21 protein-coding genes are annotated in these 15,575 nt (G+C 67.3%); 9 read left to right on the forward strand and 12 right to left on the reverse strand.

The window, feature by feature from the left end; all coding sequences use genetic code 11:
• Positions 1–6: 6 nt before the first annotated feature.
• Positions 7–498 (reverse strand): tripartite tricarboxylate transporter TctB family protein, encoded by a 492-nt coding sequence (locus ACSFA0_RS08025; RefSeq protein WP_435449673.1) that lies wholly within the window; start codon positions 496–498, stop codon positions 7–9.
• A 208-nt stretch (positions 499–706) separates the two neighbouring features.
• Here ACSFA0_RS08025 and ACSFA0_RS08030 point away from each other — a divergent pair, with 208 nt between their 5' ends.
• Positions 707–1,123, forward strand: coding sequence for a MarR family winged helix-turn-helix transcriptional regulator (locus ACSFA0_RS08030; protein WP_435449674.1), 417 nt, complete (start codon positions 707–709; stop codon positions 1,121–1,123).
• Positions 1,124–1,163: 40 nt separating this feature from the next.
• Here ACSFA0_RS08030 and ACSFA0_RS08035 read toward each other — a convergent pair whose 3' ends face one another.
• Positions 1,164–2,036, reverse strand: coding sequence for a peptidoglycan DD-metalloendopeptidase family protein (locus tag ACSFA0_RS08035; protein WP_435449675.1), 873 nt, complete (start codon positions 2,034–2,036; stop codon positions 1,164–1,166).
• A gap of 88 nt (positions 2,037–2,124) precedes the next feature.
• Between ACSFA0_RS08035 and ACSFA0_RS08040 the strand changes: the two genes are divergently transcribed.
• Positions 2,125–2,688, forward strand: coding sequence for a hypothetical protein (locus ACSFA0_RS08040; protein WP_435449676.1), 564 nt, complete (start codon positions 2,125–2,127; stop codon positions 2,686–2,688).
• 4 nt (positions 2,689–2,692) lie between these two features.
• On the opposite strand, the gene ACSFA0_RS08045 is transcribed toward ACSFA0_RS08040, so the two are convergent.
• The 6 genes from ACSFA0_RS08045 to ACSFA0_RS08070 all read right to left on the reverse strand — a co-directional run bounded on the left by ACSFA0_RS08045 (position 2,693) and on the right by ACSFA0_RS08070 (position 8,065).
• Positions 2,693–3,241: a pseudouridine synthase gene (locus tag ACSFA0_RS08045; RefSeq protein WP_435449677.1), complete on the reverse strand. Its 549-nt coding sequence runs from the start codon at positions 3,239–3,241 to the stop codon at positions 2,693–2,695.
• Positions 3,238–4,185 carry a GSU2403 family nucleotidyltransferase fold protein gene (locus tag ACSFA0_RS08050; protein WP_435449678.1) on the reverse strand — a complete coding sequence of 316 codons (948 nt, stop codon included), beginning with the start codon at positions 4,183–4,185 and terminating at the stop codon, positions 3,238–3,240. The genes ACSFA0_RS08045 and ACSFA0_RS08050 overlap by 4 nt, the downstream gene beginning before the upstream one ends.
• A 60-nt stretch (positions 4,186–4,245) precedes the next feature.
• Positions 4,246–4,746 carry a hypothetical protein gene (locus ACSFA0_RS08055; protein WP_435449679.1) on the reverse strand — a complete coding sequence of 167 codons (501 nt, stop codon included), beginning with the start codon at positions 4,744–4,746 and terminating at the stop codon, positions 4,246–4,248.
• A gap of 92 nt (positions 4,747–4,838) precedes the next feature.
• On the reverse strand, positions 4,839–5,207 hold the full coding sequence (locus ACSFA0_RS08060) for a hydroxyisourate hydrolase (protein ID WP_435449680.1): 369 nt from the start codon (positions 5,205–5,207) through the stop codon (positions 4,839–4,841).
• A 56-nt stretch (positions 5,208–5,263) separates the two neighbouring features.
• Positions 5,264–6,154, reverse strand: a complete 891-nt coding sequence (locus ACSFA0_RS08065; protein WP_435449681.1) for a restriction endonuclease — start codon at positions 6,152–6,154, stop codon at positions 5,264–5,266.
• A 60-nt stretch (positions 6,155–6,214) separates the two neighbouring features.
• Complete coding sequence (locus tag ACSFA0_RS08070) at positions 6,215–8,065, reverse strand: glutamine--tRNA ligase/YqeY domain fusion protein (RefSeq protein WP_435449682.1); 1,851 nt, start codon at positions 8,063–8,065, stop codon at positions 6,215–6,217.
• Positions 8,066–8,231: 166 nt separating this feature from the next.
• Here ACSFA0_RS08070 and ACSFA0_RS08075 point away from each other — a divergent pair, with 166 nt between their 5' ends.
• Positions 8,232–8,588 (forward strand): hypothetical protein, encoded by a 357-nt coding sequence (locus ACSFA0_RS08075; protein WP_435449683.1) that lies wholly within the window; start codon positions 8,232–8,234, stop codon positions 8,586–8,588.
• 164 nt (positions 8,589–8,752) lie between these two features.
• Here ACSFA0_RS08075 and ACSFA0_RS08080 read toward each other — a convergent pair whose 3' ends face one another.
• The 4 genes from ACSFA0_RS08080 to flgA form a co-directional block, all read right to left on the reverse strand.
• Positions 8,753–9,325, reverse strand: a complete 573-nt coding sequence (locus tag ACSFA0_RS08080) for a hypothetical protein (protein ID WP_435449684.1) — start codon at positions 9,323–9,325, stop codon at positions 8,753–8,755.
• Positions 9,326–9,344: 19 nt separating this feature from the next.
• Entirely contained in the window at positions 9,345–9,800 is a 456-nt protein-coding gene (locus tag ACSFA0_RS08085) for a flagella synthesis protein FlgN (protein ID WP_435449685.1), read from the reverse strand.
• Positions 9,797–10,090 (reverse strand): flagellar biosynthesis anti-sigma factor FlgM, encoded by a 294-nt coding sequence (flgM, locus tag ACSFA0_RS08090; protein ID WP_435449686.1) that lies wholly within the window; start codon positions 10,088–10,090, stop codon positions 9,797–9,799. Before flgM ends, ACSFA0_RS08085 begins: the two co-directional genes overlap by 4 nt.
• A gap of 81 nt (positions 10,091–10,171) precedes the next feature.
• Positions 10,172–10,909 carry a flagellar basal body P-ring formation chaperone FlgA gene (gene flgA, locus ACSFA0_RS08095; RefSeq protein ID WP_435449687.1) on the reverse strand — a complete coding sequence of 246 codons (738 nt, stop codon included), beginning with the start codon at positions 10,907–10,909 and terminating at the stop codon, positions 10,172–10,174.
• A gap of 185 nt (positions 10,910–11,094) precedes the next feature.
• On the opposite strand from flgA, the gene flgB reads away from it, so the two are divergent.
• The 6 genes from flgB to flgG are packed head-to-tail and all read left to right on the forward strand — an operon-like array spanning position 11,095 to position 15,573.
• Positions 11,095–11,502, forward strand: a complete 408-nt coding sequence (gene flgB, locus ACSFA0_RS08100) for a flagellar basal body rod protein FlgB (RefSeq protein WP_435449688.1) — start codon at positions 11,095–11,097, stop codon at positions 11,500–11,502.
• 48 nt (positions 11,503–11,550) lie between these two features.
• A complete protein-coding gene (gene flgC / locus ACSFA0_RS08105; RefSeq protein WP_435449689.1) occupies positions 11,551–11,946 on the forward strand; it encodes a flagellar basal body rod protein FlgC in 396 nt (131 codons plus the stop codon).
• Positions 11,947–11,975: 29 nt separating this feature from the next.
• Positions 11,976–12,677: a flagellar hook assembly protein FlgD gene (locus tag ACSFA0_RS08110; protein WP_435449690.1), complete on the forward strand. Its 702-nt coding sequence runs from the start codon at positions 11,976–11,978 to the stop codon at positions 12,675–12,677.
• 55 nt (positions 12,678–12,732) lie between these two features.
• Positions 12,733–13,956, forward strand: coding sequence for a flagellar hook protein FlgE (gene flgE, locus ACSFA0_RS08115; protein ID WP_435449691.1), 1,224 nt, complete (start codon positions 12,733–12,735; stop codon positions 13,954–13,956).
• A gap of 43 nt (positions 13,957–13,999) precedes the next feature.
• Positions 14,000–14,740, forward strand: a complete 741-nt coding sequence (gene flgF, locus ACSFA0_RS08120; RefSeq protein ID WP_435449692.1) for a flagellar basal-body rod protein FlgF — start codon at positions 14,000–14,002, stop codon at positions 14,738–14,740.
• 50 nt (positions 14,741–14,790) lie between these two features.
• Positions 14,791–15,573, forward strand: a complete 783-nt coding sequence (gene flgG, locus ACSFA0_RS08125) for a flagellar basal-body rod protein FlgG (RefSeq protein ID WP_435449693.1) — start codon at positions 14,791–14,793, stop codon at positions 15,571–15,573.
• Positions 15,574–15,575 lie beyond the last annotated feature (2 nt).

Here is a 15,575-nt window from a genome sequence, read left to right on the forward strand (position 1 = left end):
TGTGTCTCAGCCCGAAATGAAGGTGGGCCAGACCTGGAACTGCAGGCTCAGGCCGAGGATGAAGGTGAGGTAGCTGCCGATCGCCAGCAGGGTCGCGAGGATCAGCGCCGTCTTCAGCGAGAACCGCGGGCCGGCGATGCTCGCCACGATGACCAGCGCATAGATCGCGACCATCAGGCCCATCGCTGGCACCCCGAGCGTCGGCAGGCCGCCCAGGAGCAGGCCGAACACCACGTTCGCGCTGATGACCAGTACCAGGGGTTTCCAGGCGATACGCCCGACCGGGTCGCCGCCTTTGACCGCGCCGCGTCGGAGTGCCGTCAGCATCACGATGCCGCCGCCGATGGCCAGCATGATTCCGAGCAGGAGCGGAAAGTAGCCGGGGCCCATGCGTGCGCCAGTGCCGATGTTGTAGTTCGTCGCACCGATGGCAAAGGCCGCGCCCACCACGGTGAACATGACGCCGGACAAGAAGTCTTTCTGGCTTTGGATCTTCATCATTTCTTGGGTTGAAAGCACCCTGTTGTGCAGAGACAGAAGGGCGCAGGAAAAAACGGCTTCGATGGCGCGGGGCACGCGCAAGCCGCAAGTCAGGGGGAGGTCAGACATATCATGTTATGAGTTTTATTATGTCATGTCGTGAGTAAATACCCGATCCACCAAACCTGCAGCGCTGCTACATTCGCCCGGCAACCACCCGTGCCACATGTCCCAGTCCCACTCCTCACACGACAAGCAGCGTTTCGAAGCGCTCTCGGAGTTCCGCTACAGGCTCAGAAGCTTTCTCCGCTTCAGCGAAGACGCAGCGCGCGCCGAAGGCATCACGGTCCTGCAGTACCAGCTGATGCTGCATACGCAGGGCTTCGCGGGCCGTGACTGGGCCACGGTGGGAGAGATTGCGGAGCGCCTTCAGGCGCAACCGCACGGCGCCGTGGCACTGATCACACGGTGCGAGGAAGCCGGTCTGGTGACCCGCAAGACGAGCAAGGTCGATCGGCGGCAGGTCGAGGTCCATCTGCTGGCCGCCGGCCGCAGGGTGCTTGCGCGTCTGGCCGTCCAGCACGCGGACCAGCTGCAAGAGCTGTCCGAAGCCGTGAAGCTCGCCAGCCGGATCCAGCCATAGCGAACGCCACCGGGCCGGTGCGCGATCGGTCCGCCGACGCTCAGGCGTCGATGAACAGCGCCGGGTCCACCATCGTTCGGTTGAGCATCACGCCCCAGTGCAGGTGCGGCCCGGTCACGCGGCCGGTGGCGCCCACGGCGCAGAAGCGGTCGCCGGTCTGCAACACGTCGCCGACCTTCACGTCGATGGCGCTCAGGTGGCAGTACATGCTCAGCAGGCCGCGGCCGTGGTCGAGCCACACCGTGCCGCCGTTGAAGAAGTAGTCGCCCGTGTCGATCACGCGGCTCGGCAGCGGCGCACGGATCGGCGTGCCGGTGCCGGCCGCGATGTCCATGCCGCTGTGCGGATTGCGCGACTGGCCGTTGAACACGCGGCGCAGGCCAAAGGAGCTGGACCGCCGGCCAGGCACCGGCACCGCCATCTTCAGGTCGGCGGGCAGCGCGTCGGTGAAGGTCGCCATCACGCCAGCCTGGTGGTCGCGCTCGCGCTCGTAGCGCGCCTGGTCGGCCGCCGACAGGTCGACCGTGCCCGGTGCCACCTTCAGGCGCTGCTCGCTGTAGCGCTTGGGGCCGATGGCGTAGGCGATGGACCTTTCGCCGCCGGCCTCGCCGCGCACCACGATGCGCGCCGTGCCGACCGGCGCCGCCAGCGGAATGCCGACCAGCGCCGTCCATTCGATCGGGTCGCCGAACACCAGCAGCGGCACGCCGGCCTCGGTGTGCGCCGTCGGGCGGACTGCTCCGGGGCCGAGCGACAGCCGCGCCACGCCGCCGGGCACGGCGGAGGCCTGCGGCCAGACGGCGGATGCGGCCTCGGCGGGCCGCGCTTGCAGCGTCAGCGCACCGAGGGTGCCGAGCATTGCCGTACGGCGGGTGAGCGTGATCGGTGTGAGAGAAGGGCAAGGTGAAGGCATCGGTCGAGTCTAGCGACGGGGCTGCTTCACAATCGCGGGCCGCGCACTGAACGCGGCTAACTCAGGGAGAACTTTTTTGATGCATCGCATGAATACGGCCAAGGTGACACGCCTTGCCGCGCTGCTGGGCACGGCCAGCCTCATGGCCGCCTGCGGCACGCGCCAGCCCGGCGTCGAATCGCCGGAGCCGCCACCACCCGCTGCCACCGCGCAGAACAGCCTGGTCATGCCGCCCGTGACCTACGGCACCACGAGCAAGGGACTGCGCCTGTCGAAGTCCGACGACAACTGCGACGTGCCCGCGCTGCTGCGTCAGGCGGTCGAAGACCAGCTCGAAGAGCCTTTGCTGTACCTGCTCGCCGCACCCACGCCAGGCGCGGCGTCCGCGCCGGTGCTCAAGGTTGAAGTGACCGACCTGCTGGCCAATGCCGGCGGCCTCTATGGCGGGCCGAAGATCGTCGAACTGCGCGGCACGCTGGAGCGGCCCGGCACCGCGCCGGTCCACTTCACGGCACAGCGGCAGATGTTCCTGTATTTCGGCCTGCCGCGCAGCACCTGCAGCATGGTGGGCACGGTGGCGTACAAGCTCGGCGGCGACATCCAAGGGTGGTTGAAGAAGCCGGTCGACGGCGCCTTCCTCGGCGAGCGCTAAGCCTTCAGGCGGTCCACGTCCCCGGTGCCAGCCCTTCCAGCGTGTACGGCCCGATGGCCGCGCGGATCAGCCGCAGCGTCGGGTGCCCGACGGCCGCCGTCATGCGCCGCACCTGCCGGTTGCGGCCTTCCTTGATCGCCAGCTCGATCCAGGTCGTCGGGATGGCCTGCCGCACGCGGATGGGCGGGTCGCGCTCCCACAGGCCGTGCGGCGGGTCGATGCGCTGCGCGCGCGCCGGGCGTGTCGGGCCGTCGTTGAGCGTCACACCATCGCGCAGAGCGGCCAGCGCCGTGTCGTCGGGCACGCCTTCCACCTGCACCCAGTACACCTTCTCCATCTTGAAGCGCGGGTCGGCAATGCGTGCCTGCAATTGGCCGTCGTCGGTGAGCAAGAGCAGGCCTTCGCTGTCGGCGTCGAGCCGGCCGGCGACGTACACGCCGGGCAGGTCGATGAAGTCCTTCAGCCCGCGCCAGCGGCCTTCGGGGGTGAACTGGCTGAGCACGCCGTAGGGCTTGTTGAAGCGGATGAGGCGCGGGGTCTGTGGTGTGCTCATGGCCTTGTAGCCAGTTGCGGGAGGTAGTCCTGAACCAGAGCTTCCACCGTCTCGGCCTGCAGCGTGTCGCGCCGTGCCTTCAGCGGATCGCGGTCTGGGCGCTCGGCCAGCCATCGCTTGAAGCGCGCGAATGCCAGCGGATGCACCGTGTTCATCCGCGCCATGTGGCCCGTAACCCCCACCGTCACGGCCGAGAAGCGCGGCGCGCTCACCAACTGCTCGGCATTGCGTGCCTGCACGACCCAGAAGTCTTCGGGTTCGTCGCTCAGCTGTGCCGGATGCGGATCTTGTTCCTGCACTTCGCGCCGCAGGATGTCGACCTCGAAGCCCTGGCTGTTGACGGCGGTGTAGCGCTGCGTCTCGATCAGCGAAAAGCTCTTGTCCACCTTGCGCAGCAAGGCCAGCATCGATGCGTCGAGACGCTTGAGTTGCGTGGCCAGCTTGAAGCGCTTGCGCGTGTCCCACAGCAGGTCCACATCGCGCGTCGCCACGGCCGCGCTCTGCACACGCACGCCCGCGGCGGCTTCGTAGGCATAGAGGGCATGCGTGCCGACCACGGTGAAGTGCTCGGCGATATCGGCGCGCGCCAGCATGTCGAGGATGTCGATGATGATGGTGGGCACACGGCCCACGAAGAGCGCTCGGTTCATGCGTTGATGGCGGGCGAGGGCTTCTGAGAGGTCCTTGACGCGTGCCTGCGCCTCGTTCTTTCGAGCGAAGAAACCGGCATGGATCGCTTCGGTCTCCGGACTGCGCGGCCCGAGGCTTTTTTGAGCGTTCCGCGTGCTGGTGCGGACCAGGTAGTCGACACCTTTGACCGTCTTCCAGTACATGCCGCCGCGCACCGTGGCCACCTGGCCCGTGGCCGCTTCGAGCGCCTCGAAGGTGGCGCGCGCGTCGATGTACTGGCGACGCGCGTCGTCACCGATGTCCTGAAACTCCATGGTTTCCGTTAAGAAATGAAAATCTAGAAGTTACATGGAAAAGTGTTATTTCTCAAACACTTAATCGAGCTTTTTGTCCTCGCGCTTCGCGTCTTCCATCGCCTCCGGCTCCAGTTCCTCCGCCGAGCGGTTCAGGTGAATGAAGACGCCCCAGCCGGCTAGCATCACGCCGACGGCGCAGAACACGGCCGCGGCATACAGCATCAGCTCGGGCTTCTCGCGCGACTTGAAGGTCGCGACCAGCGCCTCGACCGCGATGGCCACCACGATGACCACCAGGAAGCGCGAGAGAAAGCGCCGCACGCGGGTGGGCGCGCTGATGTGGGCGTCGCGGATGACTTCTTCTTCGGCGATGGTCTGCGAGATCTGCAGTGCCACCACCGCTGCGGCCAGCAGGCCCATCGCCTCGATGATCGCTTCGCCCGCGGCCGTATCGACGTGGCCGGTGATGGCCATCCACCCGTTATGCGCCGCGACCACCAGCAGCGCAATGCCGGCCCCCGCGAAGAGCAGCGCCATCAGGGCGTGGACGACGGCGTAGAGACGGAGGAAGAACTTCATACAGGAGGGGCAGTGGACGCGATGCGGGATTCTCCCGCCTGCCGCGCGCAACCGTTGTCAGCGGTCGGCGCGAAGTCCGCTCGCGGCGCCGCTCAAGCCGCCCCGCGGAAGCACGACAGCCCCCAGGGCGTGAGCTTGACCGGCAGGTGGTAGTGCTGCGAGAGGTCGGCGATGCCGAAGCGGAACACCTGCACATCCATGAAGGCTGGCTCGGGCAGCACCGTGCCGCGGGCGCGGTAGTAGTCGCCGACATGCAGGCGCAGTTCGTACACGCCGATGTCGAAGAGCCGCTCGCGGCCCTCGATGCCCTCGACCACGCCGTTGCGGCCCACCTGGCCAGAGACCACCGGCGTCCACGTGGGCGCGCCCGCGGCGCCGTCCTGGCGCGCGATGTCGATGCGCATGCCGGTGGCGACCACGCCGTTGGCGACGTCGACGATGTGGATGGAAACGGCTTGCATGCGAGGGCTCCTGGTGGGGTGTGGTGGCGGGAGGATAGCGGTCGTGAGCGCGTCGCCTAAACGGTGCTCGAGCGCGCCTTCGGAATCGCCCGCCCGCGGCACCCGGGATAGTTCGCGCACCCCCAGAACGGCCGCGCGAACTTGCCCGAGTTGCGCTCGACCATCTTGGTGCCGCAGCTGGCGCAGGTCGGCCGCCAGTACTCGCCCTCGTAGGCCACGGCGAGCAGGGCGGCCTGCTGTTCTGGCGCGCGCTGGCCGATCAGCTTGAGCAGTGCCGCGCCGTCCTGCGCCTGGATACCGTTGTCGGCCGCGAAGGCCAGCGCATCGGCCGTGAAGGTCGAGCTCGTCACGAAGGTGCCGTTGCGCAGCTTGTTCGCCGTCATCACGCCCAGGAATTCGCGCATCTCCTTCACGCCCACCGGCTTGCCCTGCCAGTGCTTGCACTGGACGACGCGCGGCTGATCCATGTGCTTCGATGCCAGCCAGATGTCCACGCCGCCATCCGCCCCGTGCGATTGGCTGTGCGTCGTGAGCCCCGCCTGCGCATAGAAGGCTTCGCACACGGCCTCGAAGCGGCGCCATTCGATGTCGGCGAGCACGACCGCGCTCCAGCTCGCCTGCTGCTTCACGCCGATCGGCGCAGGCGGCGCCACCGGCGCAGCGGACGGCTTGCGCGCGGCCAGCTTCTTCGACAGCGGCGCGGTGCTCGGCATGACGGCGCGCGCCGGCTCGTCGACGACCGGCGCCGGGTTCGCGCGCTGGAGGAAGTAGTTGAGCACCAGCAGCACCGCGCCCAGCATCAGCGCCACCCAGCCCGCCGGCCGCAGCACCTGGGCGATGGTCGGGCCGAGCTGGCTGCGCATCATGTTGGGGATGACGGTGAGGAGCAGGACGCCGATAACGAGCGCGGCCAGGCCTTTGCCGGCGAGGCCTGCACTTGCTTTCACGCGACGAGGAGCGTTTCCGCCTGATTTGGACATGTCGGTCCCGTGTGCATGGCGCTCAGACTACTTGCTCCAACTGTCCCGCATCCCTGCTGCACGGTTGAACACGTGTTCGCCCGCGTCGGCGGCCTTCGCATCTGTCACGAAGTAGCCATGCCGCTCGAACTGGAAGCTGGCACAGCCCGCAGCGGTTGCCAATGATGGCTCCACAAACGCCGAACACTTCACCAGACTGTTCTTGTTCAGTTCGTCCAGCAACTCCCCGCTGCCCGGCTGCGCCTCGGCAAACAGCCGCTCATACAACCGCACCTCCGCCGCCACCGCATCCGCTGCGGCCACCCAGGTGATGTTCCCCTTCACCTTGATCGCGTCCGCGCCCGGCGTGCCGCTCTTCGTGTCGGGCACCAGCGTGGCCTGCACTTCGAGCAGCTTGCCGTCGGCGTCGCGCGTGGCGCCAGTGCATTCGATGGTGTGGCCGTACTTAAGGCGCACCTTGCTGGCGGCGATGGCCTGGCCGCTGGCATTGGTGTAAGCCGGGAACAGGCGGTTGAAGCCTTTGGGCGGGACGTCTTCGTAGTCGGTGCGCTCGATCCAGATTTCGCGGCCGATCTTGAAGTGGCGCAGGCCGGCCTCGGGAGCGTGGGGATTCGTGGGCGCGGTGCAGTCGTCAAGCACCTCGTCACCGCCCATCAGTTCTCCCCAGTTCGTGATGACGAGCTTCACCGGGTCGAGCACGGCCATGGCGCGGGGGGCGATGGGGTCGAGGGTCTCGCGCAGCGCGGCTTCGAGGGCGGCGTAGTCGGTCCAGCCGCCGGCGGACTTGGTGGTGCCGCTGCGTTCGCAGAAGAGCTTGAGCGCCTCGGGCGTGTAGCCGCGGCGGCGCAGGCCGGCCAGTGTGGGCATGCGCGGGTCGTCCCAGCCGTCGACGTGGCCTTCTTCGACCAGCTGGCGCAGCTTGCGCTTGCTGGTGAGCACATGGGTCACGTTCAGGCGCGCGAACTCGTACTGGCGCGGGTGCGGGCTGGCGATGAGGCCGCCTTCGGCCAAGCGGTCGAGCAGCCAGTCGTAGAAGGGGCGCTGGTCTTCAAACTCCAGCGTGCAGAGCGAGTGCGTGATCTGCTCCAGCGCGTCTTCGATCGGGTGCGCGAAGGTGTACATCGGGTAGATGCACCACTGGTCGCCGGTGTTGTGGTGCGTGGCCCGGCGGATGCGGTAGAGCGCCGGGTCGCGCAGGTTGATGTTGGGGCTGGCCATGTCGATCTTGGCGCGCAGGATGGCGGCGCCGTCGTCGAGCTTGCCGTCGCGCATCTCCCGAAAGCGTGCGAGGTTCTCCTGAACCGTGCGCGTGCGGAAGGGGCTGTCGGTGCCGGGCTTGCCGAAGTCGCCGCGGTTGGCGCGCATCTCTTCGGGCGTCTGCTCGTCGACGTAGGCCAGGTTGTTCTCGATCAGGTACTCGGCGGCGCGGTACATGAAGTCGAAGTAGTCGCTGGCGAAGTACTCGTGCGGCTGCAGCGTGCCGGGGGCATTCGGGCGGTCGGCCAGGTCGGTTTTGTAGCCCAGCCACTTCACGGCGTCGCGGATGCTGTCGACGTATTCCTGCTCTTCCTTCTCCGGATTGGTGTCGTCGAAGCGCAGGTGGCACACGCCGCCGTATTCTTTGGCCAGCTCGAAGTTCAGCCAGATGCTCTTGGCGTGGCCGATGTGCAGGTAGCCGTTGGGCTCGGGCGGGAAGCGCATGCGGACCTTGGCCGGGTCGGGCATGCCGTTGGCATGGTGCTGGGCGTCGCCGGGTGAGCCGCCCCACTGGCGGCCGGAATAGGTGTTCTGCGCGAGGTCGTTTTCGATGACGTGGCGCAGGAAATTGCTGGGTGCGGCGCCGGCTTTGGCGGTGTCTTTGTCGGCTGGGGAAGTCATTGGTTCATTCTAGAGGCGGGGGTGTATGCGTTACCTTTGGCAACGAACTTCACGGCCCAGCGTGAACCTGATTAACACCTGACGCGTTCAATGCATGCATGGGCGTCGGTCGCCCGACCCGGTGGTCTCAATCACGAGTCCGCCAAAGTTTTACAGGAGTCCCGTCATGAGCCTCACCCGTTCGACCTTCTTCAAATGGATTGCCGGCAGCGCCGTCGCAGCGGCCGCGTTGCTGGGCGCATCGGCCGCCAGCGCTCGCGGCGACGTGAGCTGGTCCGTCGGTGTCAATCTGCCGGGCGTCGCCCTCGGCGTTGCCGCCCCGACGTACTACGCACCACCGCCGGTGTACTACGCACCGCCCCCGGTCTATTACCGTCCGCCGCCGCCGGTGTACTACCGCCCGGCGCCCGTGTACTACGCACCGCCCCCGGCCTACTACCGTCCGGCGCCCGGCTACTACCGCGGCCACGGCGATCGGCATGGTCGGGGTCACGGGCATCGCCACGGCGGCCACTACCGCTGAGCACGGCCGGCCTCACGGGCCGGCTTGAAGACAGACAAAAGCGCGCGCTCCGGCTCACAGCCGGGCGCGCGCTTCGTCGTTGGGAGGGTGCTGAGCGCTTCGTTCGGAGCGGCCGTTGTTTCCAGCGAGCTTGGCTTCCGCACGCGCGATGCGTGCCGTGTTTCTCAGACCGTGGGCGCAGAAGAGGGCGCGGCGTCCGCCTCGGCGGGCGCAAGCGGTTCGAGCGCTCGCAAGGCGGCGAAGGTCGCGTCCATCTCGACGAGGAAGGCGTTCTTGCGGTCGTCCCAGACCTGGCGCTGTTCGACCGTGGTGCCGCCCGCACGGTAGATCTCGTGATTGGCCGCATTGATCAGCGTGCTGAGCGCGGCCAGCTTGGTCTCGAGGAAGGCCGGGCGGGCGCGCCGCTCCGCGTCTTGCCGGAGCGTGTCGGCGTCGCGGCGGGCATCCGCGGCGGCGTTGAGCTGCATCAGCAGCGTCATGGCCAACGCGATCACCGTCAGAAAGCCCAGCGCCGGCCCGACGATCCCGCCCATCAAAAAGCCGAACTGTCCCCAGAAGCCGTTGGCGAGCGCGCCGGTGCCTGCGCTGGACGCCGCCTCGGCATAGCGCAGCGAGATGTAGGCGGCAAAGCCGAAGAGCACCAGCGCGCAGGCCAGGAGCACCCACGGAAACGCGGCCACCGCCCGGTGGCGCCGGGTTGGCCGTGGGGGAGCGAGGCTGTCGGGCGTGTTCGACATGCGTGTCGGGCGATCGGGCTCAGCCGACGGCGATGTGCCCGCGCGAGGCCGACGTGGGCTTGCGAACGCCGTCGCGGCCGTAGAAGAGTTCGGTGCTCGCCTGCAGGAAGTGCAGGGCGCGCTGGGTGAAGTCGAGGTGGCTGTAGACCATGCTGCCGTTGCGCCGGTTGGCGTTGCGGGCTTCTTCGGCCAGCTGCATCAGCGTCTTCCAGGCCAGCTCGGTGGCTTCGCCGGCGGCGTGGGCGGCAGCGCCAGCCCCTTCGCTGCCTGGCAGGTGGCCGAGCGCGCACTGGGTGGCTTCGCGGACCAGGTCGAGTTCGGCCATGCGGTCCATCAGCCGGGTCTTCTCCTCGGTGATGGCCGCCAGGTCATGGAAGCGGCCGTCCAGCATCGCCTTTTCCTCGCGGTTGAGCGCCGCCAGAAAGTCTTTCAGGCAGGAGATTTCGGCACAGAGGTCGGCGAGCAGGGTGTTCACGGCTTGGGCTTCGAGTCGATCAGGTCGCGCACGCTGGCCAGCAGGCCATCGGCGATGCCTTCGGGGTTGATCTGGTAGCGGCCGGCGCGAATTTCTTCGCGAATGGCCGAGACGCGTTCGGCGTTGAACTCACCGCTCGCGCCCATGTTCGGCAGGGTGCGCACCTTCGCGGCCTCTTTGCTTCGCTCGGCGGCGTCGATGCCCGCCGCCGCGGCGGTAGCAGCAGCGGCCGGTGCCTTGGGCGCACCGGCGTGGGGCGTGGTCGGGGGGGCAGGTGGGTTGATCTTCACGATGGTTCCTTAGCAGGTTGACCCTGATATCGGCAGCATGGACAGGAACTTGAGGCTTGGGTGTGAATTTTTTCGCACAGGCTACTGCGACAGGACGATTTGTCCGTCTTCGTCGGCCACGCCCGTCACCATCCGTCCGTCGAGTGTCTTGGCCCGCACCACCCCGCCGATGGCGGCATGCGCCAGCGCGCGGGCTTCGGTGCTGATCGTGAAGCCGGCGCCCTGCGCCACCACCTGCACCGACTGGCCCTGCTGGATGACGGTGGGTGCGCGCAGCAGTTCGCGGCGCAGGGGCGCGCCGGCGGCGATGCGGCCGGTGGCGCGCACGCCGACCAGGTCGCTGTCGCTGGTGACGATCGAGCGGGGCAGGGCGGCGAGGTCGCCGGTCTGCGGGGTCAGGTCGGCCAGGCCGAACGCGTCGCCGGGTTCGATGGTGCGGGTGGCCACGTAATAGGTGCCCATAACCGTCACATAGGCCGGAACGAAGCGTGTCCAGGTGCCGCCCGCGCGGCAGCGCAAGCCCACCGACAGCCGTCCGCGTGCGGCGGCGCCGCTCGGCAGAAAGGCGTCGAAGCTGTCGCAGGCCGGCAGCACCGCGGTACCGGGCAGGGTGGCCGTGACCGTCGCCTTGCCGGGCAGGCCGGTCGTCTGGCGCTCGATCAGCCGTTCGATCGCGGCCATCGCCGGGGCGGGCAGCGCCTGCGCAGCGCACGCGGCACCCGCGCCGAGCACGGTGGCCAGGGCCGCCAGGGTGGCGGGCAGCGAGCGGCGGAGAAGGTGGCGTGGCGTCATGGCGTTGGGGCGGAGCACGGTGCGCATACAGGGGCGCGGTGTGTCCTCGATGCGAGCAATTCTAGGGAGCCGACCCCGCCCGCGAAGTGAGGAAGTGACGCCGGAAACACCCTTTGTTCGAGCCATTGCAAAAGCGGCTCGTGCCTAGACTCGCTTTCCATCAGTCGCCACGCCTTGTGCCGAAGCGAAGCCCCTCCACCCCATGGAAGCACATGATGGACAAGCTCAATGCAGCCTTGAACTTCAACCGCGAAGCCCTCAACCTGCGCGCCCAGCGCCAGGAAGTTCTGGCCTCGAACATCGCCCACGCGGACACGCCCAACTACAAGGCGCGCGACATCGATTTCAGCAGCCGCCTCACCGAGGCGGTCGAGCGTGGCCGGGCCTCGCAGTCGATGAACATGTCCGTCACCTCGTCGCGCCACATCCGCGCCGAAGCGCAGGCCATGCCCGACCAGAACCTGCTCTACCGCGTGCCCAACCAGTCCAGCATCGACGGCAACACCGTCGAGATGGACGTGGAACGCATCAACTTCGCCGACAACGCGCTTCGCTACGAATCGAACCTCACGGTGCTGAGTTCGAAGATCAAGACGCTGATGTCGGCGGTCCAGCAATAACGCGGTGACCACCGTCGGAGAGAACGCATGCCCTTCCCCAGCAACTCGATGAACATCTTTAACGTGGCGGGCTCCGCCATGACCGCGCAGTCGCAGCGCATGAACGTCACGGCGAGCAACCTGGCCAACGCCGAGAGCGTGGCCGGCCCCGACGGCCAGCCCTACCGTGCCAAGCAGGTGATGTTCGAGGTTGCAGGCTCCGGTCGCAACGACGTCGGTGGCGTCAAGGTGGCGAACATCGTCGAAGACCCGTCGCCCCCCCGCATGGTCTTCGACCCCAAGAACCCGCATGCGAACCCCCAAGGCTACGTGGCCATGGCGAACGTGAACGTGGTCGAGGAGATGACCAACATGATCTCCGCATCGCGCAGCTACCAGGCCAACGTCGAGGTGCTCAACACCGCCAAGACGCTGATGGTCAAGACGCTCACCGTCGGTCAGTAACGCTTCCTTTTCACTCCCAACTGCACACCATGGCCATCACCTCGACTTCCGCCCTGAGCGGCACGGACGCCGCCGCCACCGCTTCCGCGACCACCGGCACGTCCAACGCCGACAGCGAACAGCGCTTCCTGAAGCTGCTCGTCACCCAGCTCGCCAACCAGGACCCGCTCAACCCGATGGAGAACGCCGAGCTCACCTCGCAGCTCGCGCAGATGAGCACGGTCAGCGGCATCGAGCAGCTCAACGCCACGCTCAAGGGTCTGGTGAGCCAGAGCGACGCCAGCCAGGTGCTGCAGGCCGCATCGCTGATCGGTTACGCCGTGCTGTCGCCGGGCAACGCCCTGTCGGTCGAGATGGTTGAAGACAAGGCCACCGGCGTGCAGACGGTGAAGGAAGTGCCCTTCGCGGTCGAGCTGCCGGCCAAGGGCGCCACTGACGTGACCGTGACCATCACCGACGCCAAGGGCAACAAGGTTCGCACCATGGAACTCGGCGCACTCCCCGAAGGTGCCAACGGCGCCAAGTGGGACGGCAAGAACGACGCCGGCGAAGTGGTCGCCGAAGGCAACTACCAGTTCAGCGTGACGGCCGTCGGCGCAGGCGCGGCCGTCAAGGCGGAAGCGCTCACCTTCACGCAGGTCGCGGCTGTCAAGCAGGGCGCCAACGGCGTGACGCTCGACCTCTCGACCGGCAAGAGCATCGCCCTGTCCGACGTGCGCATGTTCCTCTGAACACAGCGCCTTCACTCATTTACTTCTTCATTGCACTGAAACAAGGACCTTCATCATGGCTTTTTCCCAAGGCATCAGCGGTCTGGCCGCAGCCGCTTCGAACCTCGACGTCATCGGCAACAACATTGCCAACTCCAACACGATCGGCTTCAAGTCGGCCGCTGCCACCTTCCAGGACGTGTACGCCGGTTCGCGCGTCGGCCTGGGCGCCTCGGTGTCGGGCGTGGTGCAGAACTTCACCCAGGGTGTCACACAGAGCAGCAGCCGACCGCTCGACGTGGCCATCCTCAACGGTGACGGTTTCTATCGGCTGGCCAGCGAGAGCGGCGAAGTCGTTTACTCGCGCAACGGACAGTTCACCAAGGACAACAGCGGTTTTCTCGTCAACGCCGCGGGCCTGCAGCTGACGGGCTACGGCGTGTCGGCCAACGGCACCATCAACGGCGGCACGCCGGCGCCGATCCAGATCCCGAGCGCCTCCATGACGCCGAAGGCCACGACCACGATCAGCGCCGAGTTCAACCTCGACTCTCGCGTCGCGACCCCGACGCAGACGCCGTTCGATCCCAACAACTCGGACACCTTCAACTACTCGAACGCCCTCGGCCCGATCTACGACTCGCTGGGCAACCCGCACGAGCTGGGCGCCTACTTCGTCAAGAGCGGCGCCAATGCGTGGGACGTGTACGGCACCATCGACGGTGCCCCGATCTCGGTCGCAGTACCGCCTGTTCCGATGGGCCAGTACACCTTCGACACGGCCGGCAAGATGGTCCTGCCCGCGAATGGCACCTTCACCGTGCCGGCGCTGACTTTCACCAACGGGGCGGCGGCGATCAACACGACGGTCAACTTCTCGGGCACCACCCAGTTCGGAAATGCCAACGCGATCAACGACCTGCGACAGGACGGCTACACCTCCGGCCAGCTGACGGCCTTCTCGATCAATCCCGACGGCACGATCACCGGTACGTATTCGAATGAGAAGACCCAGCTGCTCGGCCAGGTCGTGCTGAGTTCCTTCGCCAATCCGAACGGCCTGGAGCCGATGGGCGAGAACGTGTGGAAAGAGACCGGGGCCTCCGGCCAGGCCCTCACCGGCACGCCGGGCCCGGGCACCAAGCTGGGCTCGCTCTCCGCCGGCGCACTGGAGTCGTCGAACGTCGACCTGACCTCCGAGCTGGTCAACCTGATCGTCGCGCAGCGCAGCTACCAGGCCAACGCGCAGACCGTGAAGACGCAGGACCAGATCATGCAGACGCTGATGCAGATCCGCTAACGCGCCGCGCTCTTCCTTCTTCACCCGCTTTCAGGAGAACCCAGTGGATCGAATGCTCTATGTCGCGATGAGTGGCGCCAAGCAGGCCATGGAACAGCAGGCCTCGGTCGCCAACAACATGGCGAATGTGTCGACGCCCGGGTTCCGCGCCCAGGTCAATGCGTTCCGCGCCGTGCCGGTGGTCGGCGAAGAGGCGCAGACGCGCTCCTTCGTGGTCGCCACCACGCCGGGCGCGGACTTCACCCACGGCCCGATGACCGAGACCGGTCGCGAGCTCGACGTGGCCGTCAAGGGCGACGGCTGGCTGGTGGTGCAGACCGCCACCGGCGAGGCCTACACCCGCGTGGGCAACCTGCAGGTCGCTGCCGACGGCCAGCTCACGACCATGGGCGGCCGCCCGGTCGTCGGCGAGAACGGCGGCTTGGTGATTCCGCCCGGCGCGACCGCCACGGTGGGCCTCAACGGCGTGATCGCGGCACGTGGCGCGGGCGACCCGGCCGTGGGCATCGCCGAGGTCGGCCGTCTCAAGCTGGTCAACCCGCCGGCCACCGACCTCGTGCGCGGCGACGACGGCCTGTTCCGCATGCGCGAGGGCCTGCAAGCTGCGGAGGCCGACCCGGCCGTCACCGTGATGAGCGGCGTGGTCGAGGGCAGCAACGTGAACCCGGTCGAGGCCATGGTGGCCATGATCGCCAACGCCCGGAGCTTCGAGATGCAGATGAAGTCCATCAGCACCGCCGACACCAACGCGCAATCCGCCAACAAGTTGCTGGCCTACGGCTAAGTCGGCGAGCCCGATCCCGTGCCCGACGCCGTTCCACAGGAGTATTTCCCATGATCCGTTCCCTCTATATCGCCAAGACCGGCCTCGATGCGCAACAGACGCAGCTCGATGTCGTCTCCAACAACCTGGCCAACGTCGGCACCACGGGCTTCAAGCGCAGCCGCGCCGTGTTCGAAGACCTGATGTACCAGAACATGCGCCAGGTCGGCGGCCAGACCTCCGACCAGACGCGCCTGCCCTCGGGCCTGCAGCTGGGCACCGGCGTGCGCGTGGTCGCCACCGAGCGCCTGCATTCGCAAGGCAACCTGACCAAGACCGACAACCCGAAGGACGTGGCCATCAACGGCGGCGGTTTCTTCCAGGTGCTGATGCCCGACGGCACCACCTCGTACACCCGCGATGGCTCGTTCCAGACCGACGCCGAAGGCCAGCTCGTGACCGCCAGCGGCTTCCAGATCCAGCCGCAGATCACGATTCCGGCGGACGCCACCAGCATCACCGTCGCCCGCGACGGCACGGTGTCGGTGACCCAGGCCGGCGCCACGGCCACCGTGCAGGTCGGCCAGCTGCAGCTCGCGACCTTTCTCAACCCGACCGGCCTGCAGAGCGTGGGCGAGAACCTCTACAGCGAGACCGACGCATCGGGCGCCGCCAACGTGGTGGTGCCCGGCCTCGAAGGCGCCGGCATCCTGACGCAGGGTTACGTCGAGGCCTCGAACGTGAACGTGGTCGAAGAGCTGGTGAACATGATCGCCACGCAGCGCGCCTACGAAATCAACAGCAAGGCCGTCCAGACCTCGGACCAGATGCTGGCCAAGCTCGCCCAGCTGTGATG

This window comes from Variovorax restrictus, from assembly GCF_051216715.1.
GTDB lineage: Bacteria > Pseudomonadota > Gammaproteobacteria > Burkholderiales > Burkholderiaceae_C > Variovorax.